The sequence below is a fragment of the Anaerovibrio slackiae genome, from assembly GCF_009695585.1.
Lineage (GTDB): Bacteria > Bacillota > Negativicutes > Selenomonadales > Selenomonadaceae > Anaerovibrio > Anaerovibrio slackiae.
In genome coordinates this window covers 44,818-60,661 of sequence record NZ_VUNR01000017.1, presented here as the reverse complement: position 1 = coordinate 60,661, position 15,844 = coordinate 44,818, and the positions used below count along the sequence as shown (strand labels likewise).

At 47.3% G+C, this 15,844-nt stretch carries 16 protein-coding genes; 12 read left to right on the top strand and 4 right to left on the bottom strand.

The genetic code is table 11. The features are described from left to right. Positions 1-119 precede the first annotated feature (119 nt). From FYJ84_RS09305 to FYJ84_RS09290, 4 genes are all read left to right on the top strand, one after another. A complete protein-coding gene (locus FYJ84_RS09305) occupies positions 120-683 on the top strand; it encodes a PTS transporter subunit EIIC (RefSeq protein ID WP_328596367.1) in 564 nt (187 codons plus the stop codon). 3 nt (positions 684-686) lie between these two features. Continuing rightward, complete coding sequence (locus FYJ84_RS09300) at positions 687-1,007, top strand: PTS lactose/cellobiose transporter subunit IIA (protein ID WP_154407330.1); 321 nt, start codon at positions 687-689, stop codon at positions 1,005-1,007. 149 nt (positions 1,008-1,156) lie between these two features. Beyond that, entirely contained in the window at positions 1,157-2,557 is a 1,401-nt protein-coding gene (locus FYJ84_RS09295) for a glycoside hydrolase family 1 protein (RefSeq protein ID WP_154407329.1), read from the top strand. Between the two features lie 323 nt (positions 2,558-2,880). Next, the gene (locus FYJ84_RS09290) at positions 2,881-3,591 is read left to right on the top strand and encodes a GntR family transcriptional regulator (RefSeq protein ID WP_154407328.1); all 711 of its coding nucleotides are present in this window, start codon (positions 2,881-2,883) and stop codon (positions 3,589-3,591) included. Between the two features lie 84 nt (positions 3,592-3,675). On the opposite strand, the gene FYJ84_RS09285 is transcribed toward FYJ84_RS09290, so the two are convergent. From FYJ84_RS09285 to cbiM, 3 genes are all read right to left on the bottom strand, one after another. Continuing rightward, positions 3,676-4,374 (bottom strand): energy-coupling factor ABC transporter ATP-binding protein, encoded by a 699-nt coding sequence (locus tag FYJ84_RS09285; protein ID WP_154407327.1) that lies wholly within the window; start codon positions 4,372-4,374, stop codon positions 3,676-3,678. After that, positions 4,371-5,174, bottom strand: a complete 804-nt coding sequence (locus tag FYJ84_RS09280; RefSeq protein ID WP_205764180.1) for an energy-coupling factor transporter transmembrane component T — start codon at positions 5,172-5,174, stop codon at positions 4,371-4,373. The genes FYJ84_RS09285 and FYJ84_RS09280 overlap by 4 nt, the downstream gene beginning before the upstream one ends. A 142-nt stretch (positions 5,175-5,316) precedes the next feature. Continuing rightward, positions 5,317-6,309 (bottom strand): cobalt transporter CbiM, encoded by a 993-nt coding sequence (cbiM, locus tag FYJ84_RS09275; RefSeq protein ID WP_154407325.1) that lies wholly within the window; start codon positions 6,307-6,309, stop codon positions 5,317-5,319. Positions 6,310-6,555: 246 nt separating this feature from the next. On the opposite strand from cbiM, the gene larA reads away from it, so the two are divergent. Next, positions 6,556-7,833 (top strand): nickel-dependent lactate racemase, encoded by a 1,278-nt coding sequence (gene larA, locus FYJ84_RS09270; RefSeq protein WP_154407324.1) that lies wholly within the window; start codon positions 6,556-6,558, stop codon positions 7,831-7,833. A 118-nt stretch (positions 7,834-7,951) separates the two neighbouring features. Here the strand turns inward: larA and FYJ84_RS09265 are convergent, their stop codons facing one another. After that, on the bottom strand, positions 7,952-8,860 hold the full coding sequence (locus tag FYJ84_RS09265) for a metal ABC transporter substrate-binding protein (RefSeq protein WP_154407323.1): 909 nt from the start codon (positions 8,858-8,860) through the stop codon (positions 7,952-7,954). A 475-nt stretch (positions 8,861-9,335) separates the two neighbouring features. Here FYJ84_RS09265 and FYJ84_RS09260 point away from each other — a divergent pair, with 475 nt between their 5' ends. From FYJ84_RS09260 to FYJ84_RS09230, 7 genes are all read left to right on the top strand, one after another. Next, positions 9,336-10,268, top strand: coding sequence for a bifunctional riboflavin kinase/FAD synthetase (locus FYJ84_RS09260; protein ID WP_154407322.1), 933 nt, complete (start codon positions 9,336-9,338; stop codon positions 10,266-10,268). Positions 10,269-10,444: 176 nt separating this feature from the next. Beyond that, positions 10,445-10,711 carry a 30S ribosomal protein S15 gene (gene rpsO, locus FYJ84_RS09255; protein WP_154407321.1) on the top strand — a complete coding sequence of 89 codons (267 nt, stop codon included), beginning with the start codon at positions 10,445-10,447 and terminating at the stop codon, positions 10,709-10,711. 274 nt (positions 10,712-10,985) lie between these two features. Beyond that, positions 10,986-12,413: an undecaprenyl-phosphate galactose phosphotransferase WbaP gene (gene wbaP / locus FYJ84_RS09250; protein ID WP_154407320.1), complete on the top strand. Its 1,428-nt coding sequence runs from the start codon at positions 10,986-10,988 to the stop codon at positions 12,411-12,413. Continuing rightward, positions 12,413-13,153 (top strand): DUF4422 domain-containing protein, encoded by a 741-nt coding sequence (locus tag FYJ84_RS09245; RefSeq protein ID WP_154407319.1) that lies wholly within the window; start codon positions 12,413-12,415, stop codon positions 13,151-13,153. The genes wbaP and FYJ84_RS09245 overlap by 1 nt, the downstream gene beginning before the upstream one ends. 22 nt (positions 13,154-13,175) lie before the next feature. Further along, on the top strand, positions 13,176-13,952 hold the full coding sequence (locus FYJ84_RS09240) for an ABC transporter permease (RefSeq protein WP_154407318.1): 777 nt from the start codon (positions 13,176-13,178) through the stop codon (positions 13,950-13,952). Positions 13,953-13,970: 18 nt separating this feature from the next. Beyond that, positions 13,971-14,717, top strand: coding sequence for an ABC transporter ATP-binding protein (locus FYJ84_RS09235; RefSeq protein WP_154407317.1), 747 nt, complete (start codon positions 13,971-13,973; stop codon positions 14,715-14,717). Next, the gene (locus tag FYJ84_RS09230; RefSeq protein WP_154407316.1) at positions 14,714-15,844 is read left to right on the top strand and encodes a glycosyltransferase family 8 protein; all 1,131 of its coding nucleotides are present in this window, start codon (positions 14,714-14,716) and stop codon (positions 15,842-15,844) included. Before FYJ84_RS09235 ends, FYJ84_RS09230 begins: the two co-directional genes overlap by 4 nt.

Sequence of the window (15,844 nt, the reverse complement as noted above, 5' to 3'; positions counted from 1 at the left end):
TAGGAATTACGGAAATTAACGCCCACGGAGAGTGTGTAAGTCCTTTTGCCAAGGCAGAAGGCTGTTCTCGTAGAAGTGGGAATCTCCCTCCTCAAACGCCTAGGCGTTAGGAGGGAGTAATTCAACAGGCTATTGTATGGTTCTTCTGGTGGTTCGGTATTCATGGCCACAACGTTACTGCGGCTATTCAGAACATGGTTTACATGCCTGCACAGCTGGCCAACCAGGCTGGTGATGCCAGCTATATCTTCAGCAACGGCTTCTTTGAGGCTGGACTGATGCACATCATGGGTCTTGTTATTGCCATCCTGATCTTCTCTAAGAAGGATAGCTGGAGAGCAGTAGCCAAGCTGGGTGCCCCGGCAATGTTCTTCAACATTCAGGAGCCAATCGCTTTCGGCCTGCCAATCGTTCTGAATCCTTTGCTGCTGGTTCCTTATGTACTGGTTCCATTGGTAAACACTGTAATTGGTTATGTAGCAATTTCTATCGGCCTGGTGCCAATCTTCAAGTATGTAGTGCCTTGGACCATGCCTCTGTTCTTTGGCGGCACCATCGGTACCGGCTCCATCATGGGCGGTCTTTTGCAGGTAGTATGGCTGCTGGTTGATATTGCGATTTATGCACCGTTCGTCATTGCCGGTAACAAGGTCAAGGACGAATATGACGAGGAGGAAGCTTAATTTATGGACGAGAAGGTTGTAGAGCAGTCTATGGAAATCATTACCTATTCCGGTAATGGCCGTGCCCTGGTGATTAATGCCCTGAGGGATTTGTTCAAGGATGGCGATATTGCCAAGGCTCGTGAGCAGATTGCTGCCGGTGGCAAGGAAATCGGCGAGGCGCATCAGATGCAGACTGATTTGATTTCTGCTGAGTGCGATGGCCAGGAGGTTGAGAAGTCCGTTCTCCTGATCCATGCCCAGGATCATTTTATGACCGCTTTGGCTGTGAGGGATATGGCTTCCCTGATGGTAGATATGTATGAGAAGCTGTCCCAGAAGTAAGGGACGGGTGTGAACAGGTGGCACGGCTGGCTAAGGACGGCCGTGCCATTTTAAAAGAAGCATTAAGCATTAGCTGAAGCATTGTTAGTTAAAGCATTGTTAGTTTTAGAAGCAATTAAAGAAGCATTTTATAAAGACGAGGGATTTTTATGCAGTACAAGTTTCCAGAGAATTTTTGGTGGGGGGCGGCTACTTCCGGCCCACAGTCCGAAGGCCGTTTCAACAAGGCACATCGCAACATTTTTGATTATTGGTATGATACTGACCCGGATGCCTTTTTTGACAAGGTAGGCCCTAACGTGGCATCCAATTTTTACAACAGCTTCCGTGAGGATATTGACCTCATGAGGCAGGTAGGGCTGAATTCCGTGCGTACTTCCATTCAGTGGTCCCGCCTGATGAAGGATTTTGAGACAGGCGAGGTGGATGCTGACGCAGTGCGTTTTTACAATGAAGTTATTGACGAGTTCATTGCCAAGGGCATCCGTCCGGTCATGAACCTGGTTCATTTCGATATACCGGTGGAGCTCCTGCACCAGTACGGCGGCTGGGAGTCCAAGAAGGTAGTGGATTTGTTTGTTATCTTCGCCAGGAAGTGCTATGAGCTTTTCGGCGACAGGGTAAAGGACTGGATTACCTTCAACGAGCCGATGGTTATTCCTGAGGGCGGCTATCTCTACAAGTTCCACTATCCATTGAAGGTGGACGGCAAGGCTGCCGTGCAGATTGTCTACAATATTAATTTGGCTTCTGCCAAGGGCGTGCAGGCTTATCACGAGTATTGCGAGAAGGAAGGCATCAAGGATGGCAGGATTGGCATTGTCATCAACCTGACCCCTGCTTACCCTCGCTCTGAGAGCCCTGAGGATGTGGCAGCTGCCCATTTTGCCGAGATTTTCAAGAACAATGCTTTTCTGGACCCGGCTGTAAAGGGCGAGTTCCCGGCTGAGCTGGTGAAGATTCTTACCGATGACGGCGTTATCTGGGAGTCTGAGCCGGAGGAGCTGGAAATCATCAGAAATAATACCGTGGATTACCTGGGTGTAAACTACTATCATCCTGCCCGGGCCAAGGCAAGGGAGACTGCGCTGGATGAGTCCCTTGGGTGGCTGCCGGAGAAGCATTTTGAGGATTACGAGTGGCCTGAGGCAAGGATTAACCCACATCGTGGCTGGGAGATTTATCCGAAGGCTATTTATGATATTGCTATCAATGTCCGTGACAACTATGGCAACATTCCGTGGTATATTTCCGAGAATGGCATGGGCGTTGAGGGCGAGGCAAAGTTCCGCAATGCCGATGGGGTAATTGATGACGATTATCGCATTGACTTTATCAAGGAGCATCTTGAGTGGCTCCACAAGGGCATTGAGGAAGGTGCTAACTGCTTTGGCTATCATCTGTGGACACCGATTGATTGCTGGTCCTGGATGAATGCCTACAAGAATCGCTATGGCCTGATTGCCGTAGACGATTTGGCAACTCAGAAGAAAACCATTAAAAAATCTGGCGTGTGGTTCAAGAGCCTCAGCGAGAATAATGGTTTTTGATAGTTGGTGCAGGTGACTCTGTACTAATGTCCCTCTAGTTTCTTTAAATTTATATTCGTACCCTGTGCGGTGGCTTTGCTGTCCTGTCCCCTGGGCTGGCTGGCAGGGCTGCTGCACGCAGAGAAGGCCTGCTCCCCCAAGCAGGCTTTTTCTGTCAGCGGAATAAAAAACATATCTTTATTTTAGATAACATATCTTTTGTTTAGAAAAAATGTGATATATGTATATGAAAATATGTTGTTTTGTGATATAATGTCTAAAAGAAAGCTATGCGAATACATTGTGGTAAGTATTGCAAATATATAGATAAGGGGTAACGCTGTATGAATAAGTATGAACAGATTGCACGGGATATTTATAATGATATTGCCAGCGGCAAGTATGAGCCTGGCAGCCAGCTGGCACTGGAAAAGGAAATGTGTGCCCAGTACGGTGTCAGCCGCATTACGGTGAAGCGTGCCGTGGATGAGCTGGTGAAGCAGGGGCTGGTAGTGAAGCGCCGGGGCTCCGGCACCTTCGTGAAAGGGGTGCAGGAGGAGGATGTGGAGAATGTGGGCATGTGCGGCCAGTTTGGCGGCTTCAGCAATACCCATCAGGGCCATCAGGTCAGCACCGATGTGAAGAAATTCGAGATAGTGCATCCTAGCCCGGAGGTTGCGGAGAAGCTGAAGATTTCCACGGAGGATTTTGTGTATGATATCATCCGTATCCGCTATCTGGACGGCAGGCCTGAGAATGTGGAGTACACCCAGATGCCTATCGAGGTGATCCCCGGCATCAAGCAGGAGGTGCTGATGAACTCCATCTACAACCATATCGAGAATACCCTGAAGCTGCAAATCCAGTCTGCCCACCGCACAGTCAGCGCCGATATGCCTACGGAGGAGGAGAAGGAGTTCTTGCGGATTGAGGGCGTGCTGCCGGTGCTGCAGGTGGCGCAGGTGGCTTTTCTCAGTGATGGCAGGCCCTTTGAGTATTCCAAGTCGCGGCATCGGGCTGATACCAGCGTGTTCCGGGCTGTCAGCATCCATTGAGATAGCCGGGGCGGAGTGCCTAAATGGAAACAGCTGCCTGAATGAATGCAAATTTGTAAAATTGTAAAAAGGCTTAGCCTCTGGTCAGGCTAAGTCTTTTTTGGTTGCATGGAGGGTGGCGGCCAGCTGCTGCTCGTGAGATGTAAAGATGATGGTTTTGCCAGCTTTTTGCAGGCTGTACAGAAGGTCGGCAAGCCACAGCTGGGCTGTGGCATCCAGGTCGTTCATGGGCTCGTCCAGCACCCATATCTGGGGATTGATGGCCAGGATGGTGCCGATGGCGGTCTTTTTCTTTTCGCCGCCGCTGAGGGTGTAGGGGGCACGATGGCGTAAGTGCTCTATATGGAGAAGTGCCAGGGTATCATCTGTCCGCTGGCGGATTTCTGCCGGAGACAGCCCCATCTGGGCAGGGCCGAAGGCGATTTCTTCCTCCACGCTGCTGCAAAAGAGCTGGGCATCGGGATTCTGCCATACATAGCCGATTTTTTGGTGAAACCATTTGGCGTAGGCACTGTCTGCCAGCCTTTGCCTCGTGACCGGCTCCCCCATAAAGAGGTATGTGCCCCTGTCAGGGAAGGCGATGCCGTTCAGCAGCCTGATGAGGGTGGTCTTGCCGCAGCCGTTGGCACCTGTCAGCTGCAGGGCGTCACCGGCATTTACTTTGAGGTTGAAATCCTGCAGAAGGGGCTGCTCCGGCAGATAGCTGAAGGTAATATCTTGCAGCTCTATGACAGGTGTGCAGCCTGCTGTACTGTCTGTTATATTATTTGGTGTGTTTTTCATAAGAGCATCTCCAATCTCAGGTAAATGAAAAGCAGGGCTGTTGCAGTCAATAAAAGCACTATATCGGCAGGCTGCCATGCCCGCTGGTGGCTGTGGGGATAGGTGCCGGTGAAGCCGCGGCACTGCATGGCGTGATACATTTCCTGGGACATTTCCTGGGACTTGAGGAAAAGATTGCCCACAACGCCTGCCATGGCCCATGACTTTTGGCGGTTTTGGCCTATGGAGCGCAGCTGCAGGGCTGTCAGGAACTCCCGGGAGAGGCTGCCCAGCAGGTAGATATATCTGAGGGCGGTGTCCAGGATGAAGATGGCCAGCTGGGGGACATGGAACCAGCTGATGGCGGCAGTAATCCTGTTCCAGGGGTAAAGGCCGGTGAAGATGCCGGATGCCAGCACGGTGAGGAAGGTCTTGACCGGCAGCAGCAGGGTGAGGGGATTGGTGGTCATGAGAATAGCAGGCAGCAGGATGAACAGGGAGAACAGGGCTGCCAGCAGTGACGGCAGCAACAGGCGGCTGATACGGCGGCCATCCTGCAGGGCGAGAAGGGCCAGCAGCAGGGCCGCTACGGTATAGAGAAAATAGGGCTGGCTGCTGGTGACAATGAGCAGGAGCAGCAGAAGCAGGAATAGCATGGCTGCCATGGGGGAAGGGCAGAGCTTGTCCGGCAGGAAGGGAGGGGCAGATTCGTATCTTGCCAGGATTCCTGTGATACGCAAAAAGGACCGGGAAATAAAATAATCACGGTCCTGGTCAGGATTATATTGTTCTTCTTTTTTTAGCCAGTCAGGCAGCTGCATGGCAATATCCCCTCGCATTGTGGTTAATTCAGGTCATAAGGGTGAAGGGGCGGGGGAGCAGAATGATATTTTTGCTCATTGCTGTTCATTGCTGGTTATTTCAGGGTGTTTTTTGTGTTTATCCCAGGGGCTTTAGAGGTGCTTATTTCAGGGTGGCGAAGGAGCCCCAGAGCTTGAAGGTGATGACCAGCAGGGCTGTGCCGATGATAGCCGAAAGAATATAGGCAAAGGCGTCAGGCAGGCCACTGATGGCGTAGTCAGGAAAGAGCACATCCAGGCTGAAGCCTGTCAGCATGCCCTCAGGTGTATAGCCGAGAGGCGCACTGCTCTCCGTCAGTGCAGCCATTTCCTCCGGGCCCCATTCGCCCCAGGCAGTGCCTTCGGCAATGAGGCCAAGAGGACAGAGGATAATGAGCGCCAGCAGGGCAGTGAGGGAAGCACCGATTTTCTTGTCAGCATACCTGTCTGCGGCACTGGAAAATGCCGGTGCTGCCTTGGTAAGATATGCCAGCATAGTCCCTGTGAACACCGCCTCGGCAAGACCGAAGATAGTCAGATGTCCTGCCATCATAGCAGGAATGGAGATGGAAAGGGGATACGGGCAGTACAAAGCCTGCCCCAGCTCATTGGTGAACAGCAGGGGCTGGATGCCGAACTCTATGGCGGCGGCCAGGGCTGCTGCATTGATGCCCAGGAAGCCTGCTCCTGCGGCACAAACAGGCAGCATAGTGCCAGTGGTGAAGCACTTTTTCAGCAAGCTGAAGGCATAGTAGCCTGTAAAGGGCAGCAGGAACGCCATGTTGAAGCAGTTGGCGCCGATGGCAAGGATACCTCCGTCCCCGAAGAATACCGCCTGCACGATTAGCGCCACGCTGACGGACAGGCAGGCGGCGTAAGGGCCGAAAAGCAGGGCGATCAGCGTACCTCCTACGGCGTGCCCCGTGGTGCCTCCCGGCAGTGGGATGTTGAACATCATGGCGAGAAAGGAAAAGGCGGCAGCAACTCCCAGAAGGGGCAGCTTTTCCGGCGGCAGCTCCTTTTTTACTTTTTGCAGGCTCATGTACCAGACAGGTGCCATAGCCGCGGTCAGTACCGCGCAGGTGCCGGGACTGAGATAGTTCTCTGGAATGTGCATGGTTTTTCTCTCCTTATTGTGTCTTATTTTGTCGCAGAATAACTGTATTACGCTATTACACTGTATTATATCGTACAAGCGTAATTTTGTCACGAAAATATGTGAAAATCTAGCGGAAATTTGTTAGATGAATTTTTGAAAAACATGTTGCCAAATGATTATGTTTACTGTATAATCAATATTAAATAATTTACAATTAAGAAGAAGTTGGGGTGTAAAGGGTAATAAAGAGGGGAAGTGTCTTTTATGGAGTTAAAAATTCCTTATAACAAAATTCGGATGAATATCGAGATTCCTGACGAGAATTTCCAAGGGGTGCTGGAGTCGGACCCGGCAGGCTGCCGCATGGAGGGAACGGAGCAGGAAATCGTGGAGCGTGCCCTGGATAATCCCATTGGCAGCCAGTCCCTGGAGGAGCTGGTCAAGGGCAAGAAGTCCATGGTCATCATTTCCAGCGACCACACCAGGCCGGTGCCGAGCCATGTGACAATGCCTATCCTGCTGAGAAGAATCCGTGAGGCAAATCCTGAGATTGATATTACCATCCTGATTGCCACGGGCTTTCATCGCGCTACTACCCATGAGGAATTGGTGCAGAAGTATGGCGAGAAGATTGTGGCGGAGGAAAAGATTATTGTCCATGATTCCCGTGATGATGCCGGTATGGCAGACCTGGGGACGCTGCCGTCAGGTGGTGCCCTGAAGCTGAACCGCATCGCCATTGACACTGACCTTCTGATTGCCGAGGGCTTTATTGAGTCCCATTTCTTTGCGGGCTTCTCCGGCGGCAGAAAGAGCATCCTGCCGGGCATTGCCTCAGCCACTACTGTTATGGCAAATCATTGCAGCGAGTTCATTGCCAGCCCTTATGCCAGGACGGGCATCCTGAAGAACAATCCTATTCATCGTGATATGCTCTACGCTGCCCAGCAGGCGAAGCTGGCGTTCATTCTGAATGTGGTGATTGATGCGGAGAAGAAGGTAATCGGGGCTTTTGCCGGGGACAGCGAGCAGGCTCATGTGACAGGCTGCGAGTTTGTGCTGAAGATGGCGGAGGTCAAGGCAAATCCTTCTGATATTGTAGTTACTACCAATGGCGGCTATCCGCTGGATCAGAATATCTATCAGTCCGTAAAGGGGATGACTGCTGCCGAGGCCAACTGCAAGGAGGGCGGTGTCATCATCATGGTTTCCGCCTGCAACGACGGCCATGGCGGCCAGTCCTTCTATGAGAACCTCCGGGATGCGGCCAGCCCTCGTGCCCTTTTGGAGCGGATTGCCAAGGTGCCGAGGAATGAAACCATCCCTGATCAGTGGGAAATGCAGATTCTGGCCAGGATTCTGGCTAAGTTTACCGTGATTATGGTGACTGATATGTGCAGTCCTGAGATGATAAAGGAAATGCACATGGAGCATGCAGCTACCTTCCAGGAGGCTTTGCAGCGTGCTTTTGAGATAAAGGGTAATAACGCCAGTGTGACAGTAATTCCCGATGGAGTATCGGTTATTGTTCGCACCGCCTAAAATAATATTTTTATGCTATGTGCCGGGGAGCATGCTCCCCGGCGATTTTTTTTGCAAATATAAATCCCCCCGATACAGGCTGATGCACCTGCATTGGGGGGATTACTGGATTACTGGATTACTGCAATGCTTCCTTCAGGACAGCGGCATTCTTTTCCATGGTGGTGATGTAGGCATCCAGTACGGTTTCGTTGGCTTCGCCTGTTACCACCGGGTCAAGGGAATAGATTTTTGCGCCTGTTTCCCGGCTGATAGTTTCAGCAGCGGAAGGGGAATACTGAGGCTCGGTGAACAGCACCTTCACTGGAAGCTTATTCACGTCCTCAATGGTTTCCTGCAGCTCGGAAGGAGTCGGCTCTGTGCCAGGCTCACGCTCAATTACCTTGACGATGTTCAGGTTGAATTCTTTGGCAAAATACGGGAAGGCCTCATGGAAGGTTACTATGTCGCGATGCGGCAGGGCGTCCAGCTCGGCATGGAGCTTTGCCTGCAGGGCCTTCAGCTTGTCCGTGTAGGCTACGGCATTAGCTTTGTAGGCTGCGGCATGCTCCGGGTCAGCCTCTGCCAGCTGGGCAGCAATGTTGTCCACCTGGCGGATGGCATCGGCGATGCTCAGCCACACATGAGGATTCTCGCCCTCCTCATCCTGCAAAAGCTCAATATCCTTGGAAGCATCAATGACCTTCAGGTTCTTGTGCTCATTGATGACCTTGTCCAGGAAGGCCTCCATGCCGGCACCGTTGGCAACAAATGCATCTGCCTGGTCCAGGGTTTTCATGTCGTCAGTGGTGAGCTGATAATCATGGAGGCAGCCGGTCTGTGGCTTGGTCATGTTGATGACCTCTACGCCGTCCACGCCCTTGGTGATATTGGCGGTAGCGATATAGACAGGATAAAAGGATGTAACAATGCGGAATTTGCCGTCAGCTTTTTGATCATTATCTGCGGTGCTGTTTTGCCCGCAGCCCGTCAGCAGGGTGGCGGAGAGCAGCAGGATAGCGGTAAAAAGATAAAGTATTTTTTTCATGAGAAGTCTCCTTATTGTGTAGTAAGTAATATATTAGTGGTTACGGCATATATTGTCTGGTAGCGAAAAAACATGCCCTTTCTATAATTTAGCATATTAAATGACAAAATACAAATAGAATAATGAGAAAAGCTTTCAAAATAGCAAAAATGAAAAGAATTTCCTAAAAACCAGGGCAGGGGCAAAATGAAAAAGTAAAAAAGAAAAGCGCAAAAAAGAAAAGCGTAAAGAGGGGAAAAGAGGGGGCAAGGGATATAAGCGCAAAAAAAGTGACGGCACCGAGTTCCGATGCCGCCAATGGGATGGAGAAATGATGTATATGGGATTGTACATTGAGTACATCATGTACATCAAAGGGATTGTCTATAATATACCAGCTGTATCTGAAAAGAAAATGAAAATTTGTAAAATCTTGTGTTATTCTTTGTGTGAGGTTATAATAGTAGAGTAAATTGATTTTGTGATGGTGATGTAAATGCTTATTTGTAATAAATTTAGTGAAGCGAGGCAGGTTTTGAATGGCAGGGCCACGGCAGTGGCCCTGGGAACCTTCGATGGTGTCCATGTGGGGCATCAGAGCATTATCAAGCGGGCGGTAAGCCTGGCAAGGGCTCATAAGCTGACCAGCGTTGTTTATACCTTTAGCAATCATCCCCTGGCTGTGGTGGCTCCTGACAGGGTGCCGATGCAGATTGGCGATAATATTTCCAAGGCGGATATTATGGCGGAGCTGGGAGTGCAGGTGCTGGTGAATATTCCTTTTACGGAAAAGCTTTGCCGCCAGTCGCCGGAGGATTTCCTGCTGGATTTGCAGCAGGCTCTCAATCCGAGGTATGTGGTGACAGGGCCGAATTTCTCCTTTGGTGCCAAGGCAAAGGGCAATCCACGGATGCTGGTGCGTGTAGGGGAGGACTACGGCTTTCAGGCAGAAATCGGGCAGGCGGTGCAGCTGGACGGCAAGATGGTCAGCAGCACCAGGATACGCAGCCTGCTGGAGTCAGGCAATCTGGAAAAGGCCAATGAATACCTGGGACGCTTTTTCAGCTTTGGCGGCCGGGTTATTCACGGTGACCACAGGGGCAGGAAGCTGGGCTTTCCTACGGCAAATCTGGCTATCGGTGACAGGCGTGCCATGCTGCCCAATGGCGCCTATGCAGTGAAGGTGCAGCTGGATGGCAGGCTGTACAATGGCATAGCCAACATTGGGGATAATCCTACCTTTGAAGGCTGCAATCGCCGTTTGGAGGTAAACATTTTGGATTTTTCCAAGGATATCTACGATTGTCCGCTGACTGTGCAGTTTGTTGCCAAGCTGCGTGAGCAGAAGAAGTTCAGTGGCGTTGATGCGCTGGTGAAGCAGCTGCATGCTGACGAGGAAAAGGCTAGGAAGCTGCTGGCGAGTTTGTAGTTTTTTATAAAATTGCGCAGAGCTATTTACATTTGTGTAAAGTTGTGCTATAGTGTTCAGAGTGTGCTGTGCCTGTTGGCATGGCAGCATAATCAGCCTTTGGCTAAGATTGGCGAGAACTCCAGCGCCAGTCCCAGCTTGAGGAATTTTAGAACATTTATAGGAGGAATTTTCACATGTTGACACAGGAAGCAAAGCAGGAAATCATTCAGAAGTACGCAGTTCATGAGGGTGACACTGGTTCCCCGGAGGTTCAGATTGCAGTTCTGACCGCTCGTATCGTTTATCTCACCGAGCATCTGAAGGAGCACAAGAAGGATCATCATTCCCGTCGCGGCCTTTTGAAGATGGTTGGTCATCGCCGTCGTCTCCTGGCTTACCTGAACAAGGTAGATATCGAGCGTTATCGTGCAATCGTTGCAAAGCTCGGCCTGCGCAAGTAATAGTAAGTAATAGCTTTGTAAAAAATCGAGATTTTATGCCGGTTTTGTGCTGGTGTGGAAGTAGGAAATCCCTCGCTTTGGCGGGGGATTTTTTATTTTGCAAAAAAATCGTTAGCTCCGACTTTCTCCCAAAGTTACATCCGCAAGACTTTGCGCAGTAAAAAAATAAAAATAATGTAAATGTCTTGCGGGGGGGGGGCGATTGTGATATTATAATGGACACAGATATGTTAATATTAGTTATTTTCAGAGTTAAGTTGTGGTGGGAAGGCTTTTGAAACAAGGAAATATTGCTCAGGGGCGCAGAATTGCGGTTTGGCTGCTGGTAGTGGCGGATTATCTTTCCCTGCTGGCTGCTGAGGCAACAGCACTTGGCTTGCAGAGGATTTTCCGGGTGAATGCCAGCAGCATGATGGCAATGCCCTGGGATTACCAATATTTATATATTCCGGGCATGTTTTTGCTGATTATGCTGCTGGCAGAGGGATACAGGTTAAACCGGCCGTCCCTGGAGATGGCACGGGATGTGTTCCGGGGGATATGCTTTGGCTTTTTGATGTACATGCTGCTGATATTCCTGATGCGGAACAGCATGCAAGTTTCCAGATATTATGCCGGGTGCTTTTGGATGTTTACCTTTGTGTATGTGGCACTAGGCAGATATGTGGCAGGCAACATTATGCTGAAGGCGGAAGCTTTGCAGGAGCGTGTGCTGCTGATAGGTGCAGGAAAGACGGCAGAAAGATTGTTGTCAGCATTTCAGGATGATTTTTGTTACTGCTACAAGGTGATAGGTGTGCTGGATGACCACCCGGTGTCGGAGAAGCTGCCCCGGCAGTATCCGTTGCTGGGCGGCTTTGCGGATGCCGCCAGGGTGATAAGGGAGCAGGAGTTGCAGACGGTAATCGTTGCTGCGCCGGGGCTTTCCGAGGATGGCATGCGGAAGCTGCTGATGGAGATACAGCATCTTACGGATACTGTGCTTTTTACGCCAAGCCTTGTGGGCTCGCCCCTTGGCAGTGTGGAGATTAGTACGTTGTTTGTGGAGCAGGTGGCTGTGATAAAGAGCAAGAATAACCTGTCCCGCTGGTATAACCGCTGGTTTAAATTCTGCTTTGACATTGTGGTGACGGTAACAGGCAGTATCCTGCTTTCGCCTTTTATTCTGCTTTTGGCATTGCTGGTGGGCATAGACAATAGGGGCAGGGTAATCTTTGCCCACCGCAGGGTGGGCAGGAACGGCAAGCCCTTTTCCTGCTACAAATTCCAGACCATGGTGAAGGATGCTGATAAGGCATTGGTACAGTATCTATCCGAAAACGTAGCGGCCAGAAAAGAATGGGAACGCAGCTTCAAGCTGACTAATGACCCAAGGGTAACGCGGCTAGGTGCATTTCTCCGCAGAACCAGCCTGGATGAGTTGCCGCAGATTGTCAATGTGCTGAAGGGGGAAATGAGTCTTGTGGGTCCACGGCCTATTGTGGAGGCAGAGATGGAAATGTATGGCGAGAATATCCGCGAATACCTTATGGTGCGCCCTGGCATCACCGGCATGTGGCAGACCAGCGGCAGAAGTGATACCACCTACGAGGAGCGGGTGCAGATGGACACATGGTATGTGCGGAACTGGTCAGTGTGGATTGATATGAAGTATCTGATGAAGACATTTAAAGCAGTTGTAAGTAAAAAAGGTGCGTATTGATGGAGATAAAAATTGTTGTGGCAACCCATAAACAGGCGGCTATGCCTAAAGATGATATGTATCTTCCTTTGCAGGTGGGAGCCGCTGGGAGTCCAGGTTTGGGGATTCAGAGGGATGATGTTGGTGAGAATATTTCCAAGAAGCATGATATGTTTGCTGAACTGACAGGCATGTATTGGGCTTGGAAGAACGTGAATGCAGATTATATAGGGTTGGTTCATTATCGCAGGTATTTTAGAGGCAGGGGTGTTGAGGGATTTAAGGAAATTGCAAATATGGATGATGTTCAGGGATTATTGCATGTTGCACCTGTGATTTTGCCTAGGAAAAGAAATTATTATGTAGAAACAGTATATAGTCAGTTTGCTCATGCACATGATGTGATGAATTTGGATGTGGCAGGATGTGTCGTGAAGGAAAAATACCCGGAGTATTATAGTGCATTTGAAAATCTTAAAAATCGCAGGTCTACTCATATCTGCAATATGTGTATCATGCGTAAAGATTATTTTTATGAGTATTGCAGCTGGTTGTTTGACATATTGCTGGAAGTTGGACTTCGTTTGCCTGACAATCAGGAGCCACGTTGTCTGGGATATATCGGAGAGAGGTTATTGGATGTGTGGCTGGAAACACGGCAGGTCAAATATGTTGAGAAAAGTGTGGTCTGCTATGGTGTGGAAAACACTGTATGTAAGGGAATAAAGATGCTGAAACGAAAAGTTTTTGGCAGGAAATAGTTTTTGTTGGTGGAGTGATGATATGAATGTTGATTGGAAAATAATCAGGAAATATATTCCGTTGTTACAGCAGCTTGTGCTTAGGGATTTAAAAATAAAATATCGCAGGTCTTTCTTAGGGTATTTGTGGAGTCTGATGAATCCACTATTAATGATGTGGATTTTAACAATGATTTTTTCTTATGTGTTTCGTTTTGATATACCGAACTACCCATTGTACCTTATTACCGGGCAGATAGTCTTTGGATTTTTTTCTGAATCCACTACAGTTGCCATGTCAGCTGTGTTAAGCAATGCAGGTTTGTTAAAGAAAGTTTATCTTCCCAAGTTTGTTTTTCCTCTAGCAAGCGTAATTTCAAGTTTTGTAAATATGCTTTTTAGCCTGGTGGCTATTTTTATTGTTATGGTTGCTACGGATGTTTCTTTGCAGCCAACGCTTTTATTTTTGCCGCTGGGATTGGTGATATTATTTGTTTTTTCCTTGGGTATAGGCTTGGCATTATCATCTTTGTCTGTATACTTTAGGGATATGTTTCATTTGTATGGTGTGTTGACGACGGCATGGTCTTTTGCAACACCTATATTTTATCCTGTGAATATAATTCCAGAGGATTTAAGATATATTCTGTATTATAATCCACTATATTATATTTTGGATTTTTTTAGAAAGATTATTCTTTATGACACGGTGCCGGATGGCAGTGACATTATGCTGTGCATTGCAATAAGCTGTATTTCGCTGGTTGTAGGGATAAGCATTTTCCGCAAGCTTCAAAACAAGTTTGTTATGTATATCTGAGATAAGAGGATGAATGTATTGAAGAAGGATATTGTAATAAAGCTGGATAATGTGACAATGAATTTTAATCTTGCCCAGGAACAATTTTCCGGGTTGAAGGATTTATTCATAATGTTTACCAAAGGTAAGCTGAAATTTAACAAATTTAGTGCCTTGAAGAATGTCAGCTTAGAGATTAGGCGTGGAGAGTCATGGGGGCTGATTGGTGAAAATGGCTGTGGTAAAAGCACGTTGCTAAAGGTAATTTCAGGTATTTACCGCCCCTCAAGTGGCAGTGTAACAGTTAATGGCTCAATAGCACCCTTGATTGAATTGGGCGCAGGTTTTGATTTGGAGCTGACGGCAAGAGAGAATATTTTTCTTAATGGTGCTGTTTTGGGGTATAGCAAGAAATTTATCAGACAGCATTTTCAGGAAATTGTGGATTTTGCAGAATTAGGTGATTTTTTAGATTTGCCGATTAAGAATTTTTCTTCCGGCATGATAGCTAGATTGGGATTTTCTATTGCGACTATAGTAAAGGCAGATATATTGGTGATAGACGAAATCCTTGCTGTTGGTGATGCAGCTTTTCAGGAGAAATGTCACAAGCGCATGCAGGAGATTATGGCTAGTGGGACTACAGTGTTGTTTGTTTCACATGATGCTGACCAAGTAAGAAAGATGTGCGACAAGGCGGTATATTTAAGTGGAGGAGAAATAGTATATAAGGGGAACATAGAGGAAGCATATAAATTGTATGAATTGGGAGGAAAAATAAAATGAAGAATGGATATATGATACATAATAGAGAAATGTTGCCAGCGTTTTCAAGTAATAATGTAGTGGTTTCTATAACATCAAGTGATGCGTATTCTGTTTTTCTGTGTGTATTAATACAATCAATAGTTCAAAATAGTTCTAAAGATAATAATTACGATATTGTAGTGTTAAGTAATGAAATTGGTGAGATAAACAAAAAAATAATATTAGATACTATACGTGAGTATTCTAATGTTTCGGTTAGATTTTTTGAAATCAAGGATATCTTGTCAAAATATAATTTTTATACTAATTATCATATTACAATAATGACATATTGTAGATTAATGTTATTAGATATATTAAAAAACTATTCTAAATGTGTGTACTTGGATTGCGATGTTATATTAAATCATGACATTGCTGATTTATTTAATGTAGAATTGGGTCAGAATTATGTTGCTGCTGCGATAGATACAGTTATGGCTGGGTGGGATAACATCGAAAATACGGAATGTGATTGTCTTGATATTAACTATAGAAAAGAACAATACTATTACAATGTACATGAATTAGGGGTTAAAGATGTATTTAAATATTTTAATGCGGGTATTTTGGTAATGAATTTAGCAGAGATGCGAAAAAAGTACAATAGTGATGACTTATTACAGATAGCATCATCTAGAAAATGGAAGTGGTTTGATCAAGATGTGTTGAATAAAATATGTTATGGTAAGGTAGTTTTGTTGGATTCAAAGTGGAATTTTATGAGTCATGATTGGAATAGAGAGGGGGATACAGCGGAAAAATTAGCTCCGAAAAAAATATATGACATGTATGTTAAGGCACGTGCAAATCCTATGGCTATACATTATTGCGGCAATACAATTCCGTGTTTTGCTCCTAATTCGGATAATGCACATTATTTTTGGAAGTATGCTAGATTAACGCCAATGTATGAAAAAATATTAGCCATAATGGTTAGTTCAGTAGCAATAAGCGTTACGCAAAATCGTGGTTTTTTATTGCGTTTTGTTGATAAGTGCTTACCTAGAGGCTCTAAACGTAGGGATTTATTAAAGAAAATAATGCCTAGAGGTTCTAAACAATTTGAGTTTTTGAAGAAACTTTATCATAAGGTGACTTTCTGA

Bases quoted from the DNA above. Each gene is read 5' to 3' on its own strand.
- FYJ84_RS09300 (WP_154407330.1), top strand. From the start codon at position 687: ATGGACGAGAAGGTTGTAGAGCAGTCTATGGAAATCATTACCTATTCC.
- FYJ84_RS09295 (WP_154407329.1), top strand. From the start codon at position 1,157: ATGCAGTACAAGTTTCCAGAGAATTTTTGGTGGGGGGCGGCTACTTCC.
- FYJ84_RS09290 (WP_154407328.1), top strand. From the start codon at position 2,881: ATGAATAAGTATGAACAGATTGCACGGGATATTTATAATGATATTGCC.
- FYJ84_RS09285 (WP_154407327.1), bottom strand. From the start codon at position 4,374: ATGAAAAACACACCAAATAATATAACAGACAGTACAGCAGGCTGCACA.
- FYJ84_RS09280 (WP_205764180.1), bottom strand. From the start codon at position 5,174: ATGCAGCTGCCTGACTGGCTAAAAAAAGAAGAACAATATAATCCTGAC.
- cbiM (WP_154407325.1), bottom strand. From the start codon at position 6,309: ATGCACATTCCAGAGAACTATCTCAGTCCCGGCACCTGCGCGGTACTG.
- larA (WP_154407324.1), top strand. From the start codon at position 6,556: ATGGAGTTAAAAATTCCTTATAACAAAATTCGGATGAATATCGAGATT.
- FYJ84_RS09265 (WP_154407323.1), bottom strand. From the start codon at position 8,860: ATGAAAAAAATACTTTATCTTTTTACCGCTATCCTGCTGCTCTCCGCC.
- FYJ84_RS09260 (WP_154407322.1), top strand. From the start codon at position 9,336: ATGCTTATTTGTAATAAATTTAGTGAAGCGAGGCAGGTTTTGAATGGC.
- rpsO (WP_154407321.1), top strand. From the start codon at position 10,445: ATGTTGACACAGGAAGCAAAGCAGGAAATCATTCAGAAGTACGCAGTT.
- FYJ84_RS09245 (WP_154407319.1), top strand. From the start codon at position 12,413: ATGGAGATAAAAATTGTTGTGGCAACCCATAAACAGGCGGCTATGCCT.
- FYJ84_RS09240 (WP_154407318.1), top strand. From the start codon at position 13,176: ATGAATGTTGATTGGAAAATAATCAGGAAATATATTCCGTTGTTACAG.
- FYJ84_RS09230 (WP_154407316.1), top strand. From the start codon at position 14,714: ATGAAGAATGGATATATGATACATAATAGAGAAATGTTGCCAGCGTTT.